Raw genomic sequence first — 24,982 nt, forward strand, 5'->3', positions numbered from 1 at the left:
AATCCTTTGTGTGTATGAAAGTTGCTAAATACATGCTGCACACGACGTTCAGATGGTTTTCACCGGCACGACTTTGAACGCTTCGCACCCTACTGTTCACCGCCGAGTGGCTTCTCTAGGAGCACCATAGGTGGCCGGTAAGCAGCCGTGACTTCTGCGAGAAAGTCGTGCGCAGGCTGCTTATCTTCCCTGCCCATGAGTTTTGCCCATTCGTGATACTGTCCCGCCACTGTATCCGTTGAGCCATCAGCGATGATGCGCCCCTTTGAGATCCAGATTGCCCGGTTGCAGTTGTTCTCGATTTCCTTGATGGCGTGCGAAACCAAGAACAGGTTTCCGGCGCGCTCAAGGAGCTCGCGCATTCGGGCGCTAGCCTTTGCACCGAAGGCGGCATCACCAGTGGACAGGGCTTCATCAATCATGAGGATGTCTGGCCTCACTGCTGTCGAAATTGCAAAAGACAAGCGTGCTGACATACCGGACGAGTATGTTTTCATCGGTCGCTTAATCGCATCACCGAGTTCGGTCCACTCCGCGATCTCAGGGATTTGCGCCCTCGCGTCGGCAGGACTCATTCCCAGAGCCAAGCAGCCCAGGTAAATATTGTGCTCCCCAGACAGATCAGGCTGAAGAGCCGGGGACACGCCCATGAGCGTGGGTTGGGAGCGCGTCAGTATCCGTCCCGATGTTGGGGCTAGACCACCGGCAATCATGCTCAATAGCGTCGATTTTCCTGAGCCGTTAAGTCCAATAATGCCGATCGATTCACCAGGTAGCGCGATGAGCGAAGCATTAACGATTGCATCAACGACAGTTTTTCCGCGGCTGACACGCGTCATGCTCGCATCTGAGGAGCGGCCCTGACTAATCACGTAGCGTTTGGACACGTTGTCTACGACAACATTCGCCCGCTCCACGTAATTGATATCGAGGTCAGATTGCAACTGCGCCGGTGGTTCGGCGCCAGATGGTTCTTCTAAATAGCTTTCCCGCGATTGGTCCTCGCTTTTCTCATCCGTGACCTTCTTTTTCGTTTCGAGGTACTCACCAGGTGCTGCAGGCAACTTAGACGAGTCGAACATACTTATCCTCCGCCCTCCAGAAGAAGATAAAACCAAGCACAAAGGCTCCTACGCTCCAGGCCACAAGCTCTCCCCAGGTCGCGAGACTAGGCGCGGTGCGATAAATCGAAGCATCACGCACTGCAGTAAGGAAGATGTAGCACGGATTGGTTGACATGACTTGGTGAACAGCTGAGTGCTCGGCGAACCTATCGATGGAAAACATCACACCGGATAAGAAGAATAGGCCGCGAGTCACAAGCCCCAGAATGGTTTTTGCTTCAGGAACCTGGGCTGTAAGGCGCGCTGTGATCATCATGAGCCCGCATCCAAAGATATGGATCAATATGAAAAGCGGCACTACCAGTATCAATGTCCATGAGGGCCACGTTCCCCACTGAAAAAGGAAAGCCGCTAACAGCGCCACGATGGCGGGTAAGACGTTATCGATCATCGACCGTAGAGTCGTCGAAAAAGGGATAGATGCACGTGGAAACTGGAATGCGCGGATCATGGAGCGCGAAGACTGCATGAGACTGATACCAGAATTCATCAGCCCCGTCATCATCGACATAAAGATAATGCCGATAAAGAGAAAGCCGATGAAGTTCTCAATGCCCCTGGAGGTTTTCAAGAGCATGCCGAAAAGGAACCCGTACAGAGCTACATCAAAGAGCGGGTTGAGAACGAGCCATAACTGCCACAGACGGTAATCACGAGTGGTTCGCAGTGCCTTTGCCCGAGCATCCGCAGTAATGAAGAAACGGCGTGCCCACAGCTGCGAAATGTACTCACGCAGCGTCGGGCGGGTAGCCAAGGGGTGCAGCCCCTCTGGGTTTACTATCTGCACCCGGCCCTCATGCCGGGCAACCTGGGCATTGAGCTCTTCAACTCCGCGTTGTGCAGTTTTGGAGCTTCGCCATTTATGGCGTGCCACATACATCAGCCCTTCCATTCCTTCATCGGTTTTCGAGTGATATGACACTAGTGTGTCCACTCTCGGCCTATCAAAGGAAGCGCCTACTTCACGCAGACCGAGTTTTACTAACGAGTATTCTACTCAGACTTCCCAAGAAGTTCGTCTAGCACCTTGCCTGCCTGTGCAGAATCACCCGAAGCCATGCGATACGTCAAAGGCAGCTTGGATAGCGGCGAGTCTTCGACCACGATGCCCCACACGGCTGTTCCGCTCCCGACGTAATCGGCGTATTTCGAAGGCAAGAATGGATTGACACTGAATGCTGTTCCCACCGTGTCGGTGTCATTGACCACCAAGGCGTCAAAATTCGTGGAAACGTTAAGAAACTCCAGGTAGGGAACGTAACCGTTGATCCGGACATTGCCAGCCGCTGGGTTCCCCCACAACTGTCGTCTCAGCTTTTCCGGACTCGAGGTGAAGATGTGCAGGACAAACTTCTCGCGCCGTGGATGCTCCGCAAGCGCGGTCAAGACATCTCCTATGCCGCGGTTGGCGTAGAAATTTCCGAAGTAAGCAATGTTGATGTGTTCTGGGTCGGCGATATAGTCCGACATCACCAAGTGGTACATTTCCGCCGTCGGGACAGCATGGTGGCGGATGGTCGATTTTTCCCGAATGAAAGATTGGAAATCCTCCGAATAGCGCTCCAGCATCACCTGCTGCTGATTGGCATTGGTAAAAATCACCTCATCTGCATAAAGAAGGGTGACAAGCTCGGTGAGCTCGAAGTGAGTTATGTACGAGAGTCCCGACCAGTCAGAGTGCTCGACCATCTTCCGCAGTTGATGAGTTGTGATACCCCTCGTTAGCTCGCCCGGACGGGGCGTGCCATCCACGCCGACGCTCAAAGGATCGGAGAATTCTGCTTCCCATCGCGTCCCCGGGTGCTTGTCTTTGAACAGCGCAGCGGCGACGTGCGAGCCAGACCATAGGGCGCGGGAGTACATCGACTCATAGCCGCCCTGTTTTCTAGCCCGTTTGCTTGCTTTGCGTGCGGCCTGGCGTGCGTAGGAGCAAATCGCGCCCCAATGCGCGAAGGAGGACACGACATCGATCTCCTCGGCATGGATCAGGTAGGGATCGACAATCAACCTGGTTGAATCGTCACGTCCTCGAACGCGCTGCATGTTGGCATAGAAGACGTCAACAAGCTCTGCATCATTCCTGATCACCTTCGCCGTGACATTGGCTGAGGTGTCAGCGTAGGGAGGAAAGCAATATGAAAACACCAGGCGGCTAGCCCTTTCCTGGCGGAGGTTCTCCCAATTCAAACCCGGAACGCCGACATCTACGGCGGTTTCAATTGCGCGCTGCACCTCGCCCGGGTGTGCTGTGAGATAGTTCTCCACGAAACCGAACTGGGCTTGCTCAAGCTTTTCTAGTGCGCGCTGCTTGCGGTTTGCTTCCTCGATGTCTCGGAGCTTGGCAATGCATTCCAGACGCTGCACCACGTTGAAATCAAAACTCTCACGTTGGCGTGAAACCGAGTCGGGGCGAATTGAGCGCACGTAGGCAGTCTCCTCCCTCGCCTGCGGGGTGTGAAGAAGCAGCCCCGGCGTTCTGAGGAAATTCGCGAAATACGCCACATCCTCGCCGGAGCGGAGTGACTCATCGTAGCGATAGCGCTGGGCTAGTGCTGTCGGAATGATTTTGCTGGCATTGAAGCCAAGCGCCCACGGCGCGGTGGCAACTGGGACCGCCGTACCGCGCAACGTCGCGATGCGGGCGTTGAGGGAGTTGTCCTGGGTAGACGCTCCGTCGGTGGTGTCGACGATGGGCAAGAGAGTGATAGCGCCGTCGTCGGCATTCTCAAGGCCAGTTTCGAGATAGTTTGGCTGAAGGGTGTCATCGTCATCGAGAAAGGTGATGAAGCGGCGGCTTGCGGAGGCAATTCCAAGATTACGGGCGCGTCCAGCTCCGGGAGCCAGGCTGTGCAGAACCCGAATCTTTAGCTCGGGGAAGCGGCTGACCAAGCTGTCGTGCAACGCGACCTGTATAGCCTCTCCTCTGGCATCGGAAACTCCTGTGCCGTTGAGGATGACGAGGACCTCGATGAGGTCTTTTCTCAAGCTTTGCTCCGCAAGGGAAGCAAGAGCAGAACCGAGGTTTGTGGCTGCAATGTCTCCTGTCATCTCTGCTGGGTCGGCGACAAAGGATGGGATGACCACGGATATGCCAGGCAAGAGGTTGTTCATCGGATCTTCTCCAGAATCTTGTACATCATAATCACAACAGAACCCGGGAGGTACTTCTTGAGCGATTTAGCCAAGGGGGTGATACGAGAGATGACAAGGCTTCTCAATGACATCTCAGGTACTGCGACGCTGGGGGATTCCGTGGATTCAACCGGAGCTGCTGTAGCAGACTTAAGCCCTTCCACCCAGTCCGCGCATGAGCGGTCGTGCTCGGTAGCAGTACCGATACGAAGCTGGATCCACATCTCGGTGAGACGGCTACCTGTAATCGACAGATCGTGGCCTTCCTGTACCAGCGCTAACTGTTGGAGCCGCGTCGTACCCACTCGCGGGGCCCAGTACTCAATGTGCCGATTCTTCCTTGCATATTCATGGAGAATCGGCAAAGCCTCATCAGCGTCGGTATCGACGAGAACGAGCGGGATCTCAGCGACATCAGCGAGCTGTTCCGCGGAGAAGCAGAATGTCACTGGGGATGTAGCCGGTGGGAAAGAAAAAGGTTGTTCGGAGGACTCCAGCAACATGGCGTAGGCGGAGTCCAACGGCTGAAACCCGTCAAGAGAAGATATGCGCATCGGTGAACCTATTCTCCTGGCCTATGGCTCTTCGTGCTGGTTGTTCACGGCATTGACGATGTCCAGGAATGCTTCGGGGACAACCTCATCGCGCTGGGTGGCGACCCACTCGCGCCCGGAAGGAGAAACGGTGAGCTTCGAGCGGTCGTCGATAAGCGCAGCCCATGCCTCAGCGAGTGCTTCCGGGTTCTCCGGAGGAACAACAACGCCCGCGCCGAGTTCTTCAATGAGACGTGCTGCCTCGCCTTGGACCACCGCAGTGGTGTGAACACCCAAGGACATCAGCTCGTAGGTCTTCGACGGAACCGTGCGGTTGAGTGGCTCCCAATCAGTCAAGTGCACAAGGGCAGTATCGGCCCACTCGTAAATGTTCTGAAGCTCATCGGCTGGGACTCGGTGTTCAATGGTTGCGTTGATCTCCAGGGATTCGATCGTGGCCTTAGTGGCGTGCCAGGTGGCTCCATCGCCTACAATGCGCAGGTTGATGTTGTAACCACGGTCTTGAGCAATCTTGACTGCCTTCACCGCATTGTCGATCTTCTGCGCGCGCCCCACCGTGCCGGCGTAAAGGACCTTCAGTTCTTTGGAGGACTGCTGTCCTTTGTCGCTGGCGAGGAACTCGGTCTTGGGTGGAAAGACGTTACGCACCGTCCGGATGCGACGAGCACCCGCCACTCCCCTACTGGCATCGTCTCGTTCCATGTGCTCGGTGAGGTCCTGGGACGTCGTCATGATGCCATCAGCGTGGTGCAAGGCGTGGTTCATGGCACGCTCGGTCAGCGCCGTCAGCAGTTGGAAGGGCCCCTTGGTCAGGACAATCTCACGAATAGAGCGTTTGCCTGTTCCTGAATTCCAGTCGCCTTTTTCTTTCAGCAGCTCCGGCCACGCATCACGGAGATCGATGATGTAAGGAGTGTGGAGAATTCTGGCAACGAACTGCGTAACGACAGCCGTGGGAAGGGCCGGGACGGTGCCGATAACCAGATCTGGTTTGAAGCTCTTGAGCTGCTTGCGCTTAGTCGCTTGCATAAACAGCATTGAGCCAGCTACTGAGGCCTGGTTAAGGATGCGGTGCGTCAGCGAGGGACCAGCGGGAAAGAAACCTGATCGCAGAATCTTCTCTCCGGAGTTTCCGGTTTCTAGCTCGTTCGCACCGAGGATGTTCTTTCGCGAGAACCACTGCTTGAGCCCGAGTCGGCGCTGGTAATGCGGTGGTGGCGCGATGACGAGGACTTCATGCCCGGCCTGGACAAGGATTTTGGCCAACCACGACCAGCGGCGCTGCGGAACTCCATTCTCGGGAGCCCAGTATTGAGAGAGAACGAGAATCCTCACGCTTCGTGCTGCCTCCTGGCTTTAAGGTGATGGTGAGTGGCTAGTCTAACCGCTTAATTTAGCGCCAAATGCCCTTGGTATCGATGATTGTCTTGCCGCCGAGCAGAGATTGATCAAGCTCGACGAACTGTCGGTGGTTGACCAGAAGGAGGACGACGTCGGCTGCTGCAATGGCTTCCTCCGTGTCCTGCTTTGTCAGGTTTGAAAGGTTGCTCAGCACCGGTGGCAATGCCTCCACGTTGGGCTCGACAACGCGGATATCTAGCTGCGGGTTATCAACGCCGAGGCGTTTGACGATTTCGAGGGACGGCGATTCACGCAGATCATCGATATCGTTCTTGAAGGCGATGCCGAGGGCAGCAACGACGGGATTTTCCTTTCCTTCAAGGGCCTTGAGAACTTGGTCGATGACCCACTCCGGCTTGCCGTCATTGACGTTGCGCGCTGTTTGGATGAGCTTTGCTTCTTCGGGTGCAGCGGAGACGATGAACCACGGGTCCACGGCGATGCAGTGTCCGCCCACGCCTGGCCCGGGCTGCAAGATGTTGACGCGGGGGTGGTGGTTCGCCAGCTCGATGAGCTCCCAGACATCGATTCCGAGACGATCACAGATGAGGGAGAGCTCGTTGGCAAAGGCGATATTGACATCGCGGAAGGAGTTTTCCGTGAGCTTTGCCATCTCAGCGGTCGTGGCATTAGTGAGTAGCAGGTCCGCGGTGCAGAAGGTGGCGTAGAGGGCACGGGCGAGTTGGGCGCCCTTCGGAGTCAGGCCACCGATGACGCGGTCATTGTTTTCCATCTCCTCCATGATCTTGCCAGGAAGAACGCGCTCTGGGCAGTGGGCGACAAAGATGGCATTCTCATCCTCGTCATTGAGGGACAGGTCAGGGCGCAACTCAATGAGATGCTTAGCCATATCCTCCGTGGTTCCAGGAGGTGAGGTGGACTCGAGTACTACAAGTGCGCCGGGTTTCAGGTAAGGAGCAAGCGCTTCGGATGCCGCACGAATGTACTTGGTGTCTACGCTGTGGTCCTCACGAAATGGAGTGGGAACGCAGACAATGTAGGCATCGGCATCGATCTGTTCCGTCTGTGCGGACAGTGTTCCATCCGCGACGACTCGGGCGAGCAGCTCCCCGAAGCCTGGCTCAAAGAAAGGCACCGTGCCGGCATTGATGCTGTCCACGGCATCCTGATTCACGTCGATGCCGACTACTGGGATTCCCTTGGAAGCTATGAACGCGGCGGTGGGAAGGCCGATGTAGCCAAGGCCAACGACGCTGACCTTGCCAAAGGCACGGGAATCAGTTGTGTTCGGAACCATGTCCGCCTTTCTATAAGTTCGCTGCTCATTACGGTAGCACGGTGACGGTTACCGGCTTGCGGTCGAATGGGCCGATGTCGGTGTTTTGTCTCAGCCCATATTTCATTCCTGCGTCCCTGCGTGAGCGTTTCCCAGGTGTGCTGCGTGTGCGACTACAGTAAGCGGCTATGGCACTGAGGAGAAACTACGCGCGCTATGGCGCTTCAACGACTTTTTTCGACTCTGTCGAGGAGTTTCTCAGCTCCCCCGTGCCCGCCAGCTCTTCCGAGGAAGCTGAGGCCATTTCGATTCGATACGGCGCTGCATTCATGGATGTGCTCGTTGAGGATCGTGGCGCCGATGTCACTATCGTGCTGTTTCACGCGGCCATCGACCCGGCGAAGACCTCTCTCCCTGTCTTCATTGGGAGGCAGATGGTTGAAGGCGTTGATGCGAACGTGGTGTACATCTCCGATCCCTCGCTGGATCGGGGCGCAAGTATTGGGTGGTTCACAGGGGATGAGACGCGGCCATTCCAGGAAGACCTCACTTCCTGCCTGACTCATATTCTCGCTAGCTTTCACTCTGATGTGCCGGCCCAGGAGGTAGGCCAGAAGGCTATCTTCTTCGGCGCATCAGCCGGTGGCTTTGCCGCGCTGTATTTTTCACACCGCTTCCCCGGTTCATTAGCCGTGGTGTCAAACCCCCAGACCCATATCGGGCGCTACCTTGAGCCGCAGGTAAAGGCGTACCGCAAGAAGTGTTGGAGCAGCCGGAAGCTGTCTGAGACCACCATGACCTTTGACTTGGTTACTGAATACGGCAAGGGTTTCGAGAACTACGTGGCTTACCTTCAGAACGAAGACGACGAACTGCACTACACCCAGCATTATCTGCCGTGGTCCCAGGCAGTGGCTGAGCGCTCACAGCAGTGGAGGCTTCTCCTCGGGGATTGGGGCGAAGGCCATGCCCCTGCCCCACAAATGCTTCTCACCGGAATTCTCGGCTACGCAGCATCGCTTGCTGGCGATTGGGAGCGACTCTTCGAAGACGAGATGTTTGCCAGCCCAGACTAGAGCCGCCCCTAATTGCGTAGCTTCTTGTTCAGCTGGTCCAAGCGTGCGATGACCTTGTTAGCGCGATCCTCCCCAAGAACGCTGCGCACGTTAGACACGATGCTCGTCCGGTTCTGATAAACGCTGTCGATGGCTTGGTCAACTAGACCACGCACGCCTTTGCTTCGTGCTGATTCCCAGTCCTCGGTGCTAACGAAACGTGCCTTCCCACCTCGCTGTTGCGTGACGATCTTTGCGACCCGAACTCCCTCGGCTCGCTCGCTTTGTGCCAGAATCCGGAAGCCACGCAGGACGTAGCCGTGCTCCAAATGAAGGCTCACCAGGGTCCGAAAGGTTCCGTTCTCTGTGGGAACGTACGCGAAGTGCCCGATGCTTGGGTTATTGGAGGCAGCAAACCCCTCGACTATTTTGTAGGAGGGAACGCGCCGACCACGGGAATCTTCGATCCACAGGCTCACAAGGAGCTCATTATCAAGTTCCCACCCTGATTCTCCGTGGATGACAATGCTGACATCCCCGCTGGCGGGCTGCAGAAGATAGTGCTGACCACCGCCAACAGTGTCGTCAATGCTCAGCGGCGTGCTTGTGCTCTGCATCTGCTTGGCCACCGTGGGAAAGGCCGCTTCAAGGGCAGCTACATCCGTGAATGGTGGGAAGGCTGCCATGTTCTCCATGAGGCGCGCCATGACCAAGCCTGGATCATGGCGCATGGCGTTGTCCTGGCCCGCGTGGATCGCGCGTAAGTAACCCACCTGGGTGGCGTCCAAAATCACTGGCGCATATCGGTCTGATTTATCGTGAGGCCCGCTCTGGGGTTCCACGACGGTGCCGTCTTCCTTCACAGCGCAGATGGACATGAGCCCCATCGAGTTCATAGGTGTGTGGGCTTCGCGCAGGTGGAAGAACTGACCATCTGCATAGACCGCCTCAATGCCGAGCGGCATGCTGACGAGCATTCCTTCAAACTCGGGTTTGATATAGGGCGCTGTGGTCTGGAAGTAGTGAGCGGATAAAACGTCATCGTCGTCTAGGCGATAGCGTCCGAACGTGCCCTTAAACCCACTTTTTTGGACGTAGCGGCGCACTGCAGTCCAGCCACTATCACCATCAGGAAGCTCATCGAGATGCAATAGGTCGAAGCTGTCCGCTGCCTCCTGCAGCTGCCCCTTGAACTTCTGCGGTAAGGACTCAGAGAAGGAGACAACGTGCTTCACGTCGAAGCCTTCGGCGGCCTTCGCAAGGGTTGGCACGGTGTGGTTGAGAAAAATGTCCGTGCGCAACGACAGGCGTGCATCGTCGTAGAGGTAGTCACGGTACTCGCCTTCCGAGAACCCAGTCTGTTCATTGCTCGCTCGCCACGACGCCGAATCGGGGACGAAGAGACTAAAGCGAGTGTGTCCAACGAACATGAAGAAACCTTTACCTCTTCCCTGCGAGTGATATCTGACGGACAGTCTAGCTTTGCTTGGAGGCGGGCCTGAAAGTGCCACACTAGCCCGTTTGAAAAAGCGTGTTGTGCTGGCGATTTGTATTGAACACCACAGACCTTATATAGTTACATCTCGTTGCACCGAGCAAGGTCACTTGCTCAGCAGCATACGCATATTCCTCCATAGCTCAGTTGGCAGAGCATTCGACTGTTAATCGAAGGGTCACTGGTTCGAGCCCAGTTGGAGGAGCACATAAATCACCCCCACCGACCTGCTTTTATGCTAACTGGTGGGGGTGCTCTCGTTTTCAAATGTCCCCCGGTTGGCCCCCACGGCCTCGCAAACCCGTGCTTGCCCTCCAAGCTTCCACTAAGCTGTACCCATCACAACGAAGTGCCCCATCCACAACGTAACAAGCTTTCAAGCCGCAGAAACCTAAGAGGGACAATGACGACAGTACGAGTGACCATTGAGCCGGCTGTGCTCGATTGGGCAATTGAACGGACTGGGCTGAGTCTCGACGAGCTGATGAAGGATTTTCCGCGGATCAGGGAATGGGTTGAAAATACTTCGCAGCCAACTTTGAATCAGGCGCAGGACCTCGCCAAGAAAGCTAAAATTCCTTTCGGCCGTCTTCTCCTGCAAACCCCGAGCGAGTCTAGGATTTCCGTTCCGGATTTTCGGACGGTTCGAAACCTCTCCCTTGAGACTTTCAGCCCGAACCTTGAGGAAACCTTGGCTGCTTCGGAATCCCGCCTTGATTGGTACACCGATTTCGCCGAGGAAGAGGGCATCGATGGTCCTCCCTTCCTTGGATACACTGATGCGAGTAACAGCCCAGAAGCTATAGCCGCTCGAACAAAAGAAGTCCTCGGGCTCGCTGTAGACACTTTTTTGCAAGGCCCTGACAAAGTAAAAACTCTCTGTTCAGCTCTTGAGGACTCAGGTATTTTGGTGTCTCGCAATTCAATTGTCGAAAGCAGCACCACCCGTCCGCTGAGCATCGATGAGTTTCGTGGGTTCACGCTTATCCAAGCACCCTATGCTCTGATATTTATCAACACCCGCGACAGCAAGACAGCCCAGCTTTTCAGCCTTTCGCACGAACTAGGACACGTGGTTCTAGGCCAGCCGGGAATCTCAGATCACGGGGAAAGCCGCGATATTGAGCGTTGGTGCAATCGATTCGCTGCAAGTTTTCTTGCCCCAGCTCAGCTCGTCTTGAGCACGGTTTCAACAAGTGATTCCCCATTCGATAGCGTCAAGACTCTTTCCCGCAAGTCAGGGATGAGCCAAGAAGCCGCCCTGTGGAGACTGGTGTACCTCAACGTCATTGATAGCAATGAGGCTTCCACGCTCCTTCCTCTCGTTGCATCACAACCGGTCCAAGCCACGGAACCCTCGTCAAGTAAAGGTGGCCCGGCGCGGCACCGTGTGGTGAAAGCCCGCGTGGGAAACCGGTTCTTCGATGCCGTAACCTACGCGGCTGTTGCAGGGAAAATTCCACAGAAGGAAGCTGCCCAACTCCTTGGAGCCGCAACTGCTGACAGCCTAAGTAAGCTTATTGCGCACTCCCCCTCTGCTGAATGGAGGGCCAGTTAGCGTGTATTTAATCGACACGAACTTTATCGGGACAGTGGCATCTGTCTATCCACGCGATGTGTTTCCCTCTTTGTGGGTTCAGCTTGAAGAACCGATTTTCAGGGGTGATTCCTATTTCCACAAGACTGTCGATAAGGAAATGAAAGAGTGGAAAGATCGGACTCTCGATTGGTATCTGAAACACATCGATCCGCAATACATCGTGAGCACTGATGACAATGAGCTTGCGCTATATACGGATGTGGTTCGCTGGGTCGCGAACAAACGTCAACCACGCTACAAGGACAGGGCTGTCAACGTGTTCATGGACGCAGCGGATTCGTGGTTGATAGCTTCCGCTCTCAGGCACGACGCAACGATTGTGACTAATGAGGTGCGCGCAGCCCCTGATTCACGGAAACAGGTCAAGATCCCTGATGTGGCCGATCATTTTGGGGTGCGCTGCATCGACCTTCTTGCTTTTCTAAGAGAGATGAAAATCAGCATTTAGCTGATTCCTACCGCTTCACCACGTGGACGTCTACCCCACCAAACAGGCTGAAGCAGTTGACAACTACCTCAGGGGCGCTGGCGGGTAGGTCTGCGGGGTCAATGGCGCCGCCCTCGACCTTGATGTCGTGCCCGCCAAAAAGACCGACGCCGTTGACACGAACGCGGAATCCTTCCGGGACCCAGACGTCGACGCCGCCGAATACCCCAACCGCTTGAATTGTCGTGACGTGTTCTTTGAGGGAGGCACCGCGAAGGTCTACATCGGTGCCGCCGAAGATGCCCATCGTGGTGTGATGAGCGGCGATGGGAATACCGCGCACGGTACTACCGCCAAAAATGCCGAGGGAAAGCCCCTGTGCACCCTGTGCAGAGGGGTCCACTTGGTCTAAAGCCTGGTCAACAGCGGTGGTGGTTCCTTGGTTGGTGGTACTGACCGTCTGCGAGGTTTGACGCGCTACCTGGTGGCTGCCGAACAGGACTTTTTCTGGGGCTTCGATAAGGTCGGCAACAAGGTCAACCAATTCGCCGCGTGTCGTGGCATCGGCGCAGCGGCTAGAGCGCTCCTCGAATTCGCTGACGCTGAGCTGGCCTACTGACATCGCATCCGCCAACACCTGTGAAGCGGTGGTGCGCTCAGAGTTCGTGCATTTGATGTCTCGTGATTCCATGACTTGATTTTACGTGGAAGCACGCTTTTAAGCGCGACGAAAAGTTCTGATCACTTCGCCGCGCTTATTCGTTGGTTCCTGGACTCTTGTTAGGAATCAATCTCGGGAGCGAAATCGGGCAGGCGCTCCCCTACTCCAAGGAGCTCAGCGATAGCTGCCACAGCGCGCTCAGCGGCCTTGCCATCGCCGTAGGGGTTGACAGCGTTGGCCATGGCCTCGTAGGCAGCAGCATCATCAAGGAGCAGCTTAGCCTCCGCCACGATGAGGCTACGGTTGGTGCCCACAAGCTTCACGGTGCCGGCCACAACGGCTTCCGGGCGCTCGGTGTTCTGACGCATAACCAAGACCGGCTTGCCCAGAGCCGGGGCTTCCTCCTGAACTCCTCCCGAGTCGGTGAGGATAATGGTTGCACGATCCAGAAGCTTGGTGAACTGGTCATAAGGCAGCGGGTCCGTGATGATGACGTTAGGCAGGGACTCAACCTCCGGCAGCACGGCGCCACGAACCTTCGGGTTGAGGTGCAGGGGTAGAACAAAGTTGATGTCTGGGTAGGCCTCTGCCAAATCCTTGACGGCCCCACCGATTTCCTTCATGGCTTCCAGGTTTTCGCGGCGGTGGGTGGTGACCACCACGAGGCGCTTAGCTGACTGAGCCGCCTCCTGCACTTCGGGGTCTTCAAACTCGGTATCCCAGCTTGCAGCCTCAAGTAGCGCATCGATGACCGTGTTGCCGGTAACCGCGATGTCCTTGGAGCGCACGTTCTCGCGGCGCAGGTTCTCCATCGAACCTGCCGTAGGAGCAAGGTGCAGTTCCGCAACCTGGCCGATCAGCTTACGGTTGGCCTCTTCCGGGAAGGGCGAGTGGATGTCGCCGGTGCGCAGGCCTGCTTCCAGGTGCACGATTTTCACACCGCGGTGGAAACCAGCAAGCGCGGCGGTCATGGCCGTAGAAGTATCGCCCTGGGAGATGATGACGTCAGGCTGTTCGGCATCGATGATCTCGTCCAGCCCCATAAGCGCGCGAGAAACAATCTCATTGAGGCCCTGACCCGGCTTCATTAGGTGCAGGTCTAGCTTCGGCTCAATGCCAAACATGGTGTTCACCTGTTCCAGCATTTCCTTGTGCTGGCCAGTGGAGACAGCAACCGATTCGAAGCGCTCGTCCTTCTCCAAGGCCGTGATGATGGGAGCAACCTTGATTGCCTCCGGACGGGTTCCGTAGACAGTCATGATTTTGGGTAGGGGCATTGCTCTCCTTGGATTAAGAGAAGTAAAGACACGTCAATTCTTCCACATGAAGGGAACTGACTGAATCCCATTCTCTGAGGCGTAGGGACGGAAGGGGAATTTTCTTCCACGACCTAGTTCAAAACTACATGCACATTATCATCTTGCCCGACACCCTTTTGTGCACGTAGTAATCTCGAACCCCCGAGAGATAGTAGATAGCTTCGCGCTGCTAGTTTCCGCTAGTCCTCGCTCACGGTGACTTCCCGTGGCTCTTCGAGAGCAGCCACGCGCGGCTCAGCTGCCGCCACGCTGGCTGTTAATAGCGCTGACATCGCCACGGCTGCCGAGACCGCGTGCGTACGCTTCGAACTCTCCACAGAACTTAAGTTAACCGAAGCGAATGGTCTTTGGGAAGAGTTCGCACAATATCTATTCGCCCCACGGCTGCACTGCCACCCACGTCGGTGGGCTTGGGCAGGTAGGCTGATCGTGAGAATTGCACGTTGCCCGTACGTTGTACGCAAACGCCGGCTGTCGCGCCGGCTTGAAGTAAGGGGATGACTAGTTTCCAATGATCCAATTTGTTGTGGGTGCTGCCGCCGGATACGTCTTTGGAACCAAGGCTGGGCGCAAACGCTACCACCAAATTAAGGGCGCCTACGAGAAGGCCGTCAACTCCCCCGCCACAAAGGCCGCGGTGCGCTCCGCGCGCAAGGCTGTGGCCAACCGCCTAGACCCAGAGCCGCGCATGCGCGAGCTTAAGGACTACAACAAGGGGCGCCGCGGCAAGCGGGGCGCCGCGGATGGAGTGCAGCCGGATCGGATTTACGAGCCGGACGAAGATTAAAGCGCTGGTTAACGCACGCCGCGGAAGGCGCGGTCATTGAGCTCGCGGCGGGCTTGCTCAAGTGCGACGAGGTCGGCGAAGAGTGAGTTATAGGACTCTTCGTCGTCGGAGGGGCGCATGCGGCCGAGTTGGGCCTTGAGTTGGGCTACTTGGTCGCCCACGCGGGCTTCCTGAAGACGGGAGAGTACGGAATCGGCGTAGGCCTCAAGGTCGGTGTCGGGGTTGCCGGTCTCCCCAAGCTTGATGGGTTCCACGGCGAGCTCAGAGACGAAATTGCGGGCCATGAGATCCGGCATCTCGCCGGCCACGGCGGCCAGCCATTCCACGCCGGGTTGCTCAGCGCCGGCGGTGACGCCGCCGAGGGTGGAGATGGCGCGGCGGACGGTGCGGTAGGCCTCGTTGGAGTAGGCATCCTCCGTAATGCCGTCGAAGTAGCTGCCGGCGATCTGCGGGTATTGCAGTGCCAGCTTGAGGGCCTCGCGCTGCGGCCACAGGTGCGGCTCCCGGGGGCCGGGGATGTGCATGACGGGGGCGTTGGATTGCGCGGACACAGAGGAGGTCTGCTCCAGGGAGGCAAAGCGTGGGCGCTGTTCCTTCTTCGGCCGGCGGGCTTCTTGGCGTACCTGGTGGAGTACTTCCTCCGGGTCGGGCCAGCCCACCCAGCCGGCCAGGCGGCGGGCGTATTCGCGCTGCAGGGGTTGATCCCGGATTTGGGCCACGACGGGCACGGCGCGGCGCAGGGCCTGGAGGCGGCCCTCGGCAGAGTCAATACTGAAATCTGAGATGACGGAGCGGATGACGAACTCGAACATGGGGATGCGGTCCGCCACCAAGTCGCGCACGGCGGCATCGCCGCGCGCAAGGCGCAGGTCGCAGGGATCCATGCCGTCGGGGGCCACGGAGACGAAGGACTGGCCGGTGAATTTCTGCTCGCCCTCGAAGGCGCGCATCGCGGCCTTCTGGCCGGCCTCATCACCGTCGAAGGTGTAGATGAGCTCGCCGTGGAAGTAGGAATCATCCAACATGAGGCGGCGCAGGACTTGCAGGTGGTCTGCGCCGAAGGCGGTGCCACAGGAGGCCACGGCGGTCTTCACGCCCGCGGCGTACATGGCCATGACATCCGTATAGCCCTCCACCACCACGGCCTGGTGCTGCTCCGCGATGTTGCGCTTGGCCAAATCCAGGCCGAAGAGCACCTTGGACTTGTGATAGAGCATGGTCTCGGGCGTGTTCATGTACTTGCCCAGCTTGTCATCGTCGAAAAGCTTGCGTGCGCCGAAGCCGATGACGTTGCCGGATAAGTCCTTGATCGGCCACAGCAGACGCCGGTGGAAGCGGTCGATGGGGCCGCGCTTGCCCATCTTGGAAATGCCGGCGGCTTCGAGTTCCTCAAAGGAAAAGCCCATGCGCAGCAGGTGCTTGGTGGCGGTATCCCAGCCCTCCGGGGCGTAGCCACATTCAAACTCGTAGATAATTTCCTTGGAGAAGCCGCGGTCCAGGAGGAACTCACGAGCAGCGGCGGCCTGCGGGGTTTCCAGCTGCTGGCGGTAGAACTCATGCGCGGCCTTGTTCGCGGCGATAAGCCGACGGCGCGTGCCAGGCTTCTCGTCGCGCGCACCGGTGGAGCCGCCTTGGTAGTTGATGTGGTAGCCAATCTTCTGGGCTACGGCCTCGACGGCCTCCGGGAAGGAGACCTGCTCCATCTCCATGAGGAAGCTAAAAACATCCCCGCCCTTGCCGGTGGAGAAACAGTGATAATAACCGCGCTGCGGGCGCACGTGGAAAGACGGGGTCTTCTCATCCTTGAAAGGGCTTAGTCCCTTCAAAGAGTCATAACCAGCGGGCTTGAGCTGGACGTATTCGCCCACGATCTCATCAATAGGCGCGCGTTCACGGATAGCTTGGATATCGCTGTCCGGAATTCTGCCTCGTGCCATGCGTACAGACTACCCCGCCCACGCAAGGTACAGGTACCCACGGCTGGGTGGGCTAGAGCTGCGAGTCCCACATCCTGGAAGAACCCATATGTGGGAATCGGAAAAGTGCGCATTCTTGATTTCTTTTTCGGCCCCCGCACCTGCAATGATGGGGCCATGGCCCAATCCTCCCCCTCCAAAAAATCGCTGCCGGCTCTCATCGGTGGCGCGGTTCTCGTCCTCGTAGCGGGTTACTTCGGCATCGACCTCGGTGACTCTAGCGATGGCGCGGACCAGAAGGCAGCGTCCTCATCGGATACGCCTGATGCGTCCGCTGCATCGGGCGCATCCTCTGCCGCTGGTGCGTCTGGTGTCAATGGTGGGGATGAGGGGGACGTCGCCAAGCAGGGCGAAACAGACCTGCCCACCTGTTCCATGGATTCCTTGCCCCAGGAGGCCTATGACACGGCCAGCGATATCCTGGCTGGCGGCCCCTATGACTATCCGGACAATGACAACGTGCGGTTTGGCAACTATGAGGGCGTGCTGCCGCAGCAGGACAGGAATTACTACCGCGAATACACGGTGGAAACGCCGGGGATTGGGCACCGCGGGGCCAAGCGGATTGTCACCGGTGGCGGGAGCGAGACCGACCCGGATGTTTGGTACTACACCGATGACCACTACGAGAGCTTCTGCAGCATCCCGGACGCGGAGGACTAAGACATGCAGCGCATCCTGATTACTGAACCTATCCGCACGCGCGAGGACTTTTATGGTGCGCTCGGCCGCCTGCGCGGCTGCCAGTCCGGTGCGCCACGCAACCTCGATGCTTTGGCCGATTTCCTGCGTGAGCAGCACATCGTGGCGATTATCGCCGCGGATTTCGACATGGTCGAGGAAGACCTGGCCCCGCTCAGCATGGTGCTGAAGGACCAGGGCGTAGCACTCGTGCGCTAACTCAAGAAGCCGAAGAGATCGGCGCTGCGCTGGGCCAGGCGCTCCAGGCGTGATTCGGTCATGGAGGCGATCTGGTCGATGATGGCGCGGTCGCGCTCCAGGTCGGTATCGGCCTGGTTCCACCACAGGGCGAAGGTGGCGTCCAGCGAGCCCGGCGCGCCGGCCACCAGGTAGTCGTAGACGCGGTAGATGCGCTCGCGCTGGCGGTCCTGGCGGGCCAGGTGGGCGGGCTCATCCATGACGTAGAGAACGGCGATGGTCTTGAGCAGGGTAACCTCCGCCACCGCGCCCGGCGGGACGGCGAGGTCGCCGTGCATGCGGCCAAGCGGGCCGTCGTTAGCCGACAGCGTGGCGGAGACGGTGGCACCGACGTAGCGGCCGACGAGCTCCGAGGTCATCTTCTTCAAGTTGGCATAAGAGCGCAGGGAGTAATCAAAGTTGCCGATGGCATTGATGACGTCCAGCTGGCGCAGGCGGTCGGCGGCTTCTAGGAGTTCGTCGGCAGTCCCGCCGAAGGCTTTGGCGCCCTTGTCTGCGAGGTTGGCCAGCTCCACCAGATCCCACAGCACGTTCAAAGAGATGCGGCGGGAGATGATGCCGTCTTCGACGTCGTGGACGGAATAGGCGATGTCATCCGACCAGTCCATGACCTGCGCCTCCATGGATTTGCGCTTATCGCTATGCCCCTGGCGCAACCACTCCAGAATGTCCACGTCCTCGTCATAGGCGCCGTATTTGCGGTTGGTCGTGCCGTCCGGGTTGGTCTTAGTCCACGGGTATTTGCAGGCCGCATCCAGCGAGGCGCGGGTGAGGTTGAGGCCATAGCTGCGCGGGCCCGCCGGGGTCTCCAGCACCACCTTGGGCTCCAGCTTGGTCAGGATGCGCAGGGTCTGGGCGTTGCCCTCGAAGCCGCCGAGGGCCACCTCGTTGAGGGCATTCTCGCCGTTGTGGCCGTAGGGCGGGTGGCCGATGTCATGCGTCAGCCCCGCCATGTCGCACAAGTCCGGGTCGAGGCCTAGCCCGGCGCCGATGCTGCGGGCAATCTGGCTAACCTCCAGGGAGTGCGTCAGCCGCGTGCGCGGGGTATCGCCGTCGCGCGGGCCGACGACCTGGGTCTTATCCGCCAGGCGTCGCAGGGCCGCAGAATGCAGGACGCGGGCGCGGTCCCTGGAGAAGGCGCCGCGGTGTTCCTCGGATTTGAGCAGGGCCGAACCTTTGGGTGACTCGGAGGCGAGGCGGGCGACGTCTTCTGCGCGGTAGGTATAGCTCACGGGTTTTAAGCTTAGGCGGAGTCCTGGCCATCCTGGGTCTGCCTCGCGCCAATGACGCGGTGGCGCAGGGCCTGGTTGGGACGGATGAGGCGCTCGATGCGGTAGAAGGCCGCGCGCACGCCTTCGGTGCGCTCCTCCCCCAGCAGGGTGCGCAGCCCCAGGTAGGCCAAACCGCCCAGCTCGTGGGCCAGGTAGCGCCACCAGGGGATGGAGAAGCGCCGGGAAGGATAGTAGGGCGTGCCCAGCACGGTGGCGCGGATGCCTTCCTGGCGGGCGATGAGGAAGGTGCGCAGGCGGTGCAGCGGGTCGGTGACGATGACGGCCTCGGTCACGCCGAGTTTGTCGCGGGCGGCGGCTAGCTCGCTGCGGGTGTCGAGGCCTTCTTCGAGGGCGGTGACTTTAAGGGGTTCGTCGTCAAGCAAGGCCCGTGCCACCCCGGCCTCGGTGAACCTATCGCCGGGCAAGTTCCCGCCCACCGTGATAATGGGCAGGTCGTGCGCGGCGGCGTACTCAGCGGCGAAGCGCACGCGGCCGCGAAGGATGCGGGAGGGGCGCCCGTCGTATTGCGCGGCGCCGAGGACAATAACGTACTTCACTGCCTGTCCACTTTAGCGTTGGGTGGCAGGTATCGTGGTTCGCATGACTACTGCTGCTCGTATTGGACGCGCCGCCCTCGCCGCCCTCGTGCTGGGGTTGGCCACTGCTAGCCCGGCCGTGGCTGCGGACTTCGTTGTTGCCGCGCCGGAGGCGGCCTCGCTCACGGATAAGGTGACGGATGAGGCGGGGGTTCTCTCGGACTCAGAGAAATCCGAGTTGGAGGACAAGATTGCCGCGCTGCAGCAGGAGCACCACGTGGTGATTTTCGTGGTCTTTGCGTCGTCGCTGCCGAAGGACGCGGAGAGCTATGCGGGTGAGATTGTGCAGTCCAAGGGCCCGAATTCCGCGGCCTATGTGGTGGGTGTGGATGATTCCACCGTGGGCGTGCAGACGGGTAATGATTGGCCGCGCGGGCGCCTGGATGTGATGTATGAGGCGGCCTACGCCAAGCTTGCCGACGGCCGCCAGTTCGGCGCTTCCGCACTCGCGCTTGTCGACGCTGCCGCTTCCGGTTCTTCTTCCTCTTCTGGCTCAGCTGGTTCATCCAGCTCTGCTGATTCCGATGGTTCTGGCGGTTTGTGGTTAGCCGGCGGCGCGGGTGCCCTGGCTCTTGCCGGCGGTGGCATCGCGGTGGCGAGCCGACGCAAAACCAAGAAAGACTCGGCGGCCACTCTGGAGTCCGCGCGCCAGATTGAGCCGAGCAATACCGCGCAGCTGGACCGCCTGGACATGGCGACCTTGGAGAAGCTGGCCCAGGAGGAGCTGGTCTCCACGGATGAGTCGATTCGCCGTGGCAAGGAGGAGCTCGACATCGCGGTGGCCGAGTTCGGCCCCGAGCGCACCCGCCCGTTCACGCGCGCGATGAACCACTCCACGCTGACCCTGCAGAAGGCCTTCCAGCTGCAGCAGAAGCTGCAAGATAACCTGCCGGAAACCGCGGCGGAGCGCCGCCAGATGCTGGTGGAGATTATCTCCTCCTGCGGGCAGGCCGATGACGCCTTGGATGCGCAGGCGGCGGACTTTGCCAAGATGCGTGACTTGCTCATTAACGCCAGCTCCAAGCTGGATGAGCTCACCCGCCGGGTGGTTGACCTGCGCGGGCGCCTGCCGCAGGCGCGCGCTACCTTGTCTACTCTCAGCGGCTCCTATTCCGAGGAGGTGTTGTCCTCCATCGCGGATAACCCGGAGATGGCGGAGGTCTCGCTCAATGAGGCTGAAAAGCTGCTTTCCCGCGGCCGAGAATTGCAGTCCCAGCCGGCTGGCCAGCAGGGTCCTTTGGTGGGCTATATCCGCGATGCCGAGCACGCCCTGGAGGTCTCCGACCGCCTGCTGAATGGCGTGGAGAATGCCGAGAACTCAATCACCGCGGCTCGCGATAACCTGCCTGCGCTCATCGATGAGGTCGAGGAAGAAATCGCCGAAGCCCAGCACTTGGAACAGCGCGGCAAGGCCCAGGGCTCGACTGCTGATTGGGTCGCCTTGGAGGAGTTGCTAGCCCGCGCCCGGGAGGCTCTGCGCGCAGCCCGCGAACACGGTCAGGGCGATCCGCTGGGTCAGTACACGGCGCTGACGGCTATCGATGGCGAGCTTGACCAGCAGCTGGATACCGTCCGCGAAACCAACGCCACCCGCGAGCGCCAGATCGCGCTCTACCGCCAGCAGATTGCCGCCGCCGAATCCGCCATCCAGGCAGCTGAGGACTTGCTCTCCTCGCGTGGCCGCGTGGTGGGCCCCGATGCGCGTGTGGCTCTTGCCGATGCCACCCGCCTCTTCGCCCAAGCCCAGAACTCCGCCTCGAAGGACTTGCGCGCGGCCCTCAACTTCTCCCGCGATGCCGCTTCTGCCGCGCAGACTTCGCTCAACCGCGCGAAGGAAGACTTGGAGGCCTACCGCCGCCAAGAACAGCGCCGCCAGGCCACCGATGCCGCAGGCAACATCCTCACCGGCATGGTGCTGGGCCAGATCCTCGGTGGCGGCAGCTCCCGCGGCCACAGTGGCGGCTTCGGCGGTGGCTTCTCCGGAGGAGGCGGCTTTGGTGGCGGTGGCTTCTCGGGCGGCGGCGGTGGAGGCGGCTTCCGCGGCGGCTCCTTCTAGCCGCCCTCTCCCCTTCCCCGCGCTAGCCCCTCCCAGCCGGCTTCACCGACTTCCCCGTCCTCTCCCCTTCCCCGCGCCAGTTCCTCCCAGCCGGCTTCACCCACTTCCCCGCGCGAGCCCTCGAGACCCGCGGCCCACACCCGGCATCTCATAACCAGGGCGGTCCCACATGGCATCTCGCACAAGGCTCCTTGCAAAAGGCATCTGGCAAAAGGCATCTTCTAGAAGGCGTTTTCACAGCTAAAAACGCCTTTTGCACCCCTCTACATGGCGTTTTCAGCCCCAAAGACGCCTTTTGACAGACGCCATTTGCCAGATGCCTTCTGCCGGACTGTCGGTTGCCATTTGCCAGATGCCTTCTGCCGGACTGTCGGTTGCCGTTTGCGAGATGCCTTCTGCCGGATGCCCTTGCACACATCGGGCCGCTGGGCGCCGACTCGGTTGTCGGCCAAGTAGATCCACGGATACGGGATTGGTGCACGTACATGGTTGGGTCAACCGGTCATGCACATGGTTCTAGTCAAACGGTTCGCCTCAGATGGTTCTGGTCAAACGGTTCACCTCAGATGGTTCGCTTGGGGGCAAGTAAACCTTCTGCAATGCGCTAGATGGTTCGTTTGGGGGCAAGCAAACCTTATGACTGCAACCATCTGACTCGACCCCTCTACCGGCATACCAAGCCGAGCAAACACACTCGGAGAGCTCCTCTTCGAAGACAAACTCCACTACTCGCATGTCGGAGCAGGTTATATCGCGAAAGGTCCCTTGAGTTTGGTGCCTTTATTCTGGTCCCTTTGCCCAGTAAAGGGACCATCTATCAGACGAAAAGCTGCGCCACATGGTCCCTTTGCACGCAGAAGAGACCAAAGTAGAGGGACCAAACCAGAAGGACCATCTGTGAGAGAGCGGAAAGCACGGCCTAGCAGGCGGGCAGCAAGAAGGCGAAGTGGGGTTAGGTGCGGAAGGGGCGGACGGAGCCGTCGAGAAGCAGGCAACAGTAGCTGGTGAAGGCGGCGTCCGTGAGGGGTAGTTCGCCCACCGCAACTTCGAGGTCGCGGCCCCGCGGGGTGGTGCGGGCAACCTCGGCAGCGGGGCCAGACAGAGCGAGAATGCGGCGCTCGCGGCGGAATGGATTCGTGCGCTCAAGCAGGTACTCGCGGCCCTCGCACACCGCGCGCAGCTTGTTCACCGTGAAGCTGGTTTGTTCCGCCGAAAAGTCGGACCCGCGCACGGTAAAGCGGCGCGCGCCCGGGATGTGCTCGAAGGCGATGGTGGTGCCCGAGCCGGGCAGTAGCAGGCCCGTCGGTCTCACGCGGGCGATGACCTCGCCCGCGCCATCCACCAGCGCCCCATCGCGCCACACCCAGCGTTGCATCAGAGAAGCACCGCAATGATGGCGACGATGGTCATGAGCAACAGCGTCGCGATGATCGGGATCGCGGTCTTTTGCGTCCGGGCCTCCAAAATGACGCGGGTAAACCAGCTCAGAGCCGCAATCTCCGAGTGGTTGAGGTCATCGGAATCATCGCTGTTCTCGCCCTCGAACTCGAGGATGGCTTTGCGCACGCCAGAGTTCTTGGAGGAGAACTGGGCGATCTTCAGCCCCTCGTGGTCCTCAACAATCCAGTCACCGCCGGCCTCGTTGATGAAGGCAAAGGTGCGCCCGTCCAGCGAGGCCTCCAAGCGCTTATCGCGCTTGGGGTTGCCCGCCAGGCGGTAGACGCGGTCGTCTTCCAGGGTCACCGACGCGCCCAGGTCATCGAGGCCCAAGCGCCAGTGCTCGCCTTCCACATCTGCCGAGCGTTCCTGGAACATGCCCAACGACGCCGGCCCCTCCCCCACGAGGAGGACCGGGTTCTTGCGGTCGCTGCGGTCCCAGCTGGTGTAGTGCATTAGCAGCCAGCCAGGCGGGCAGCCAGGTAAGCCTCAAGCTCGTCGAGCTTGACGCGCTCCTGCTCCATCGAGTCACGCTCACGCACGGTGACCGCGTTGTCCTCGAGGGTGTCGAAGTCATAGGTCACGCAGAACGGCGTACCAATCTCGTCCTGGCGGCGGTAGCGGCGGCCGATGGCGCCAGAGACATCGAACTCCACGTTCCAGTTGGCGCGCAGCTTGTTGGCCAGCTCGCGGGCCGGGGTGGACAGCTCTTCCTTCTTCGACAGCGGCAGCACGGCCACCTTGACCGGCGCCAGACGGCGGTCCAGGCGCAGCACGACGCGCTTATCGGTACCGCCCTTGGCGTTCGGGGCCTCCTCCTCATCGTAGGCATCGATGAGGAAGGCCATCATGGCGCGGCCCAGGCCGGCAGCCGGCTCGATGACGTACGGGGTCCAGCGCTCGCCGGCTTCCTGGTCAAAGTAGGACAGGTCCTCGCCGGAGCCCTTCGCATGCACGGAGAGGTCGTAATCCGTACGGTTGGCCACGCCTTCCAGCTCGCCCCACTTGGAGCCCTTGAAGTTGTAGGCGTACTCCACGTCCACGGTGCGCTTGGAGTAGTGGGACAGCTTCTCCTGCGGGTGCTCGTAGAGGCGCAGGTTCTCTTCCTTAATACCCAGGTCGATGTACCAGTTGAAGCGGTCATCGATCCAGTACTGGTGCCACTCTTCATCCTCGCCCGGCTTGACGAAGAACTCCATCTCCATCTGCTCGAACTCGCGGGTGCGGAAGATGAAGTTACCCGGGGTGATCTCGTTGCGGAAAGACTTACCAATGTTCGCGATACCGAACGGCGGCTTCATACGCGCCGAGGTCATCACGTTCTTGAAGTTCACGAAGATGCCCTGCGCGGTCTCCGGGCGCAGGTAGTGCAGACCCTGCTCATCGTCGACCGGGCCCAGGAAGGTCTTGAGCAGACCGGAAAAAGCCTTCGGCTCGGTCCAGTCACCCGGCTGGCCGGTTTCCGGATCGTTGATATCCGCGAGGCCGTTGGCAGGCTCATGGCCGTGCTTTTCCTCGTAGGCCTCAATCAGGTGGTCGGCGCGGTAGCGCTTACCGGTGTGCTTGGACTCCACCAGAGGGTCGGTAAAGACCTCGACGTGGCCGGAGGACACCCACACCTGGCGCGGCTGGATCACGGACGTATCGACACCCACGACGTCATCTCGGGACTGCACCATGTGGCGCCACCACTGGCGCTTGATGTTTTCCTTGAGCTCGACGCCAAGCGGACCGTAGTCCCACGCAGAGCGGGAACCGCCATAAATTTCACCTGCCTGGTAGACCAAGCCGCGGCGCTTACACAGGCTGACGACGGTATCAATGACGGATGCCATAGCTAATGGGACTCCTCTGGTAGGGGACAGTCTTTATACAGTGCGGCCTAGTCTAGCGTGCCCCTCATCGCCGCGTGCCG

23 protein-coding genes and 1 tRNA gene are annotated in these 24,982 nt (G+C 59.4%); 8 read left to right on the forward strand and 16 right to left on the reverse strand.

The genetic code is table 11. From position 1 onward, the window contains the following. Nucleotides 1–89 precede the first annotated feature (89 nt). From FME68_RS01820 to wecC, 6 genes are all read right to left on the reverse strand, one after another. Nucleotides 90–1,082, reverse strand: a complete 993-nt coding sequence (locus FME68_RS01820) for an ABC transporter ATP-binding protein (RefSeq protein WP_070754434.1) — start codon at nucleotides 1,080–1,082, stop codon at nucleotides 90–92. Continuing rightward, entirely contained in the window at nucleotides 1,066–2,046 is a 981-nt protein-coding gene (locus FME68_RS01825; protein WP_158395671.1) for an ABC transporter permease, read from the reverse strand. The genes FME68_RS01820 and FME68_RS01825 overlap by 17 nt, the downstream gene beginning before the upstream one ends. A gap of 71 nt (nucleotides 2,047–2,117) precedes the next feature. Then, nucleotides 2,118–4,235 (reverse strand): glycosyltransferase, encoded by a 2,118-nt coding sequence (locus FME68_RS01830; RefSeq protein ID WP_158395673.1) that lies wholly within the window; start codon nucleotides 4,233–4,235, stop codon nucleotides 2,118–2,120. Then, nucleotides 4,232–4,810, reverse strand: coding sequence for a hypothetical protein (locus FME68_RS01835; protein WP_158395675.1), 579 nt, complete (start codon nucleotides 4,808–4,810; stop codon nucleotides 4,232–4,234). The genes FME68_RS01830 and FME68_RS01835 overlap by 4 nt, the downstream gene beginning before the upstream one ends. Before the next feature lie 21 nt (nucleotides 4,811–4,831). After that, complete coding sequence (locus FME68_RS13380) at nucleotides 4,832–6,145, reverse strand: glycosyltransferase family 4 protein (protein WP_328287679.1); 1,314 nt, start codon at nucleotides 6,143–6,145, stop codon at nucleotides 4,832–4,834. Between the two features lie 58 nt (nucleotides 6,146–6,203). Then, nucleotides 6,204–7,469 (reverse strand): UDP-N-acetyl-D-mannosamine dehydrogenase, encoded by a 1,266-nt coding sequence (wecC, locus tag FME68_RS01845; protein ID WP_102233692.1) that lies wholly within the window; start codon nucleotides 7,467–7,469, stop codon nucleotides 6,204–6,206. A gap of 167 nt (nucleotides 7,470–7,636) precedes the next feature. Here wecC and FME68_RS01850 point away from each other — a divergent pair, with 167 nt between their 5' ends. After that, complete coding sequence (locus FME68_RS01850; RefSeq protein ID WP_102233693.1) at nucleotides 7,637–8,524, forward strand: hypothetical protein; 888 nt, start codon at nucleotides 7,637–7,639, stop codon at nucleotides 8,522–8,524. An 8-nt stretch (nucleotides 8,525–8,532) separates the two neighbouring features. Here the strand turns inward: FME68_RS01850 and FME68_RS01855 are convergent, their stop codons facing one another. Beyond that, nucleotides 8,533–9,933 carry a glycosyltransferase gene (locus FME68_RS01855; protein WP_158395678.1) on the reverse strand — a complete coding sequence of 467 codons (1,401 nt, stop codon included), beginning with the start codon at nucleotides 9,931–9,933 and terminating at the stop codon, nucleotides 8,533–8,535. A gap of 197 nt (nucleotides 9,934–10,130) precedes the next feature. Between FME68_RS01855 and FME68_RS01860 the strand changes: the two genes are divergently transcribed. From FME68_RS01860 to FME68_RS01870, 3 genes are all read left to right on the forward strand, one after another. Continuing rightward, nucleotides 10,131–10,203: transfer RNA gene (locus tag FME68_RS01860), tRNA-Asn, on the forward strand. A 213-nt stretch (nucleotides 10,204–10,416) separates the two neighbouring features. Continuing rightward, nucleotides 10,417–11,556, forward strand: coding sequence for an ImmA/IrrE family metallo-endopeptidase (locus FME68_RS01865; protein WP_328287680.1), 1,140 nt, complete (start codon nucleotides 10,417–10,419; stop codon nucleotides 11,554–11,556). A 1-nt stretch (nucleotide 11,557) separates the two neighbouring features. Beyond that, entirely contained in the window at nucleotides 11,558–12,046 is a 489-nt protein-coding gene (locus tag FME68_RS01870) for a DUF4411 family protein (RefSeq protein WP_071410269.1), read from the forward strand. 7 nt (nucleotides 12,047–12,053) lie between these two features. Here FME68_RS01870 and FME68_RS01875 read toward each other — a convergent pair whose 3' ends face one another. The 3 genes from FME68_RS01875 to FME68_RS01885 all read right to left on the reverse strand — a co-directional run bounded on the left by FME68_RS01875 (nucleotide 12,054) and on the right by FME68_RS01885 (nucleotide 14,322). After that, nucleotides 12,054–12,716, reverse strand: coding sequence for a DUF1707 SHOCT-like domain-containing protein (locus FME68_RS01875; RefSeq protein WP_158395682.1), 663 nt, complete (start codon nucleotides 12,714–12,716; stop codon nucleotides 12,054–12,056). An 89-nt stretch (nucleotides 12,717–12,805) separates the two neighbouring features. Continuing rightward, entirely contained in the window at nucleotides 12,806–13,963 is a 1,158-nt protein-coding gene (wecB, locus tag FME68_RS01880; RefSeq protein ID WP_158395684.1) for a non-hydrolyzing UDP-N-acetylglucosamine 2-epimerase, read from the reverse strand. Between the two features lie 221 nt (nucleotides 13,964–14,184). After that, nucleotides 14,185–14,322 carry a hypothetical protein gene (locus FME68_RS01885; protein ID WP_158395686.1) on the reverse strand — a complete coding sequence of 46 codons (138 nt, stop codon included), beginning with the start codon at nucleotides 14,320–14,322 and terminating at the stop codon, nucleotides 14,185–14,187. Between the two features lie 194 nt (nucleotides 14,323–14,516). Here FME68_RS01885 and FME68_RS01890 point away from each other — a divergent pair, with 194 nt between their 5' ends. After that, a complete protein-coding gene (locus FME68_RS01890; RefSeq protein ID WP_070446667.1) occupies nucleotides 14,517–14,792 on the forward strand; it encodes a hypothetical protein in 276 nt (91 codons plus the stop codon). An 8-nt stretch (nucleotides 14,793–14,800) separates the two neighbouring features. Here the strand turns inward: FME68_RS01890 and dnaG are convergent, their stop codons facing one another. Continuing rightward, nucleotides 14,801–16,729 (reverse strand): DNA primase, encoded by a 1,929-nt coding sequence (dnaG, locus tag FME68_RS01895; RefSeq protein WP_158395688.1) that lies wholly within the window; start codon nucleotides 16,727–16,729, stop codon nucleotides 14,801–14,803. Nucleotides 16,730–16,885: 156 nt separating this feature from the next. On the opposite strand from dnaG, the gene FME68_RS01900 reads away from it, so the two are divergent. After that, nucleotides 16,886–17,431 carry a guanyl-specific ribonuclease gene (locus tag FME68_RS01900; protein ID WP_158395879.1) on the forward strand — a complete coding sequence of 182 codons (546 nt, stop codon included), beginning with the start codon at nucleotides 16,886–16,888 and terminating at the stop codon, nucleotides 17,429–17,431. Between the two features lie 3 nt (nucleotides 17,432–17,434). Beyond that, nucleotides 17,435–17,668, forward strand: coding sequence for a barstar family protein (locus FME68_RS01905; RefSeq protein ID WP_158395690.1), 234 nt, complete (start codon nucleotides 17,435–17,437; stop codon nucleotides 17,666–17,668). On the opposite strand, the gene FME68_RS01910 is transcribed toward FME68_RS01905, so the two are convergent. Both FME68_RS01910 and FME68_RS13385 read right to left on the reverse strand, forming a co-directional pair. Further along, complete coding sequence (locus FME68_RS01910) at nucleotides 17,665–18,939, reverse strand: deoxyguanosinetriphosphate triphosphohydrolase (protein ID WP_195914081.1); 1,275 nt, start codon at nucleotides 18,937–18,939, stop codon at nucleotides 17,665–17,667. The two genes, FME68_RS01905 and FME68_RS01910, sit on opposite strands and share 4 nt — an antisense overlap. A gap of 11 nt (nucleotides 18,940–18,950) precedes the next feature. Next, entirely contained in the window at nucleotides 18,951–19,535 is a 585-nt protein-coding gene (locus FME68_RS13385) for a YdcF family protein (protein ID WP_158395694.1), read from the reverse strand. A gap of 43 nt (nucleotides 19,536–19,578) precedes the next feature. Here FME68_RS13385 and FME68_RS01920 point away from each other — a divergent pair, with 43 nt between their 5' ends. Then, the gene (locus FME68_RS01920; protein WP_158395697.1) at nucleotides 19,579–21,630 is read left to right on the forward strand and encodes a TPM domain-containing protein; all 2,052 of its coding nucleotides are present in this window, start codon (nucleotides 19,579–19,581) and stop codon (nucleotides 21,628–21,630) included. Between the two features lie 952 nt (nucleotides 21,631–22,582). Here the strand turns inward: FME68_RS01920 and FME68_RS01925 are convergent. The 3 genes from FME68_RS01925 to FME68_RS01935 are packed head-to-tail and all read right to left on the reverse strand — an operon-like array spanning nucleotide 22,583 to nucleotide 24,902. Continuing rightward, nucleotides 22,583–23,005, reverse strand: a complete 423-nt coding sequence (locus FME68_RS01925; protein ID WP_158395699.1) for a hypothetical protein — start codon at nucleotides 23,003–23,005, stop codon at nucleotides 22,583–22,585. Beyond that, complete coding sequence (locus FME68_RS01930) at nucleotides 23,005–23,523, reverse strand: hypothetical protein (protein WP_070679362.1); 519 nt, start codon at nucleotides 23,521–23,523, stop codon at nucleotides 23,005–23,007. The genes FME68_RS01925 and FME68_RS01930 overlap by 1 nt, the downstream gene beginning before the upstream one ends. Further along, nucleotides 23,523–24,902: a glycine--tRNA ligase gene (locus FME68_RS01935; RefSeq protein ID WP_158395701.1), complete on the reverse strand. Its 1,380-nt coding sequence runs from the start codon at nucleotides 24,900–24,902 to the stop codon at nucleotides 23,523–23,525. The genes FME68_RS01930 and FME68_RS01935 overlap by 1 nt, the downstream gene beginning before the upstream one ends. Between the last annotated feature and the right edge of the window lie 80 nt (nucleotides 24,903–24,982).

It is taken from the genome of Corynebacterium hiratae (assembly GCF_009708045.1).
In the GTDB taxonomy this organism is placed as follows: domain Bacteria; phylum Actinomycetota; class Actinomycetes; order Mycobacteriales; family Mycobacteriaceae; genus Corynebacterium; species Corynebacterium hiratae.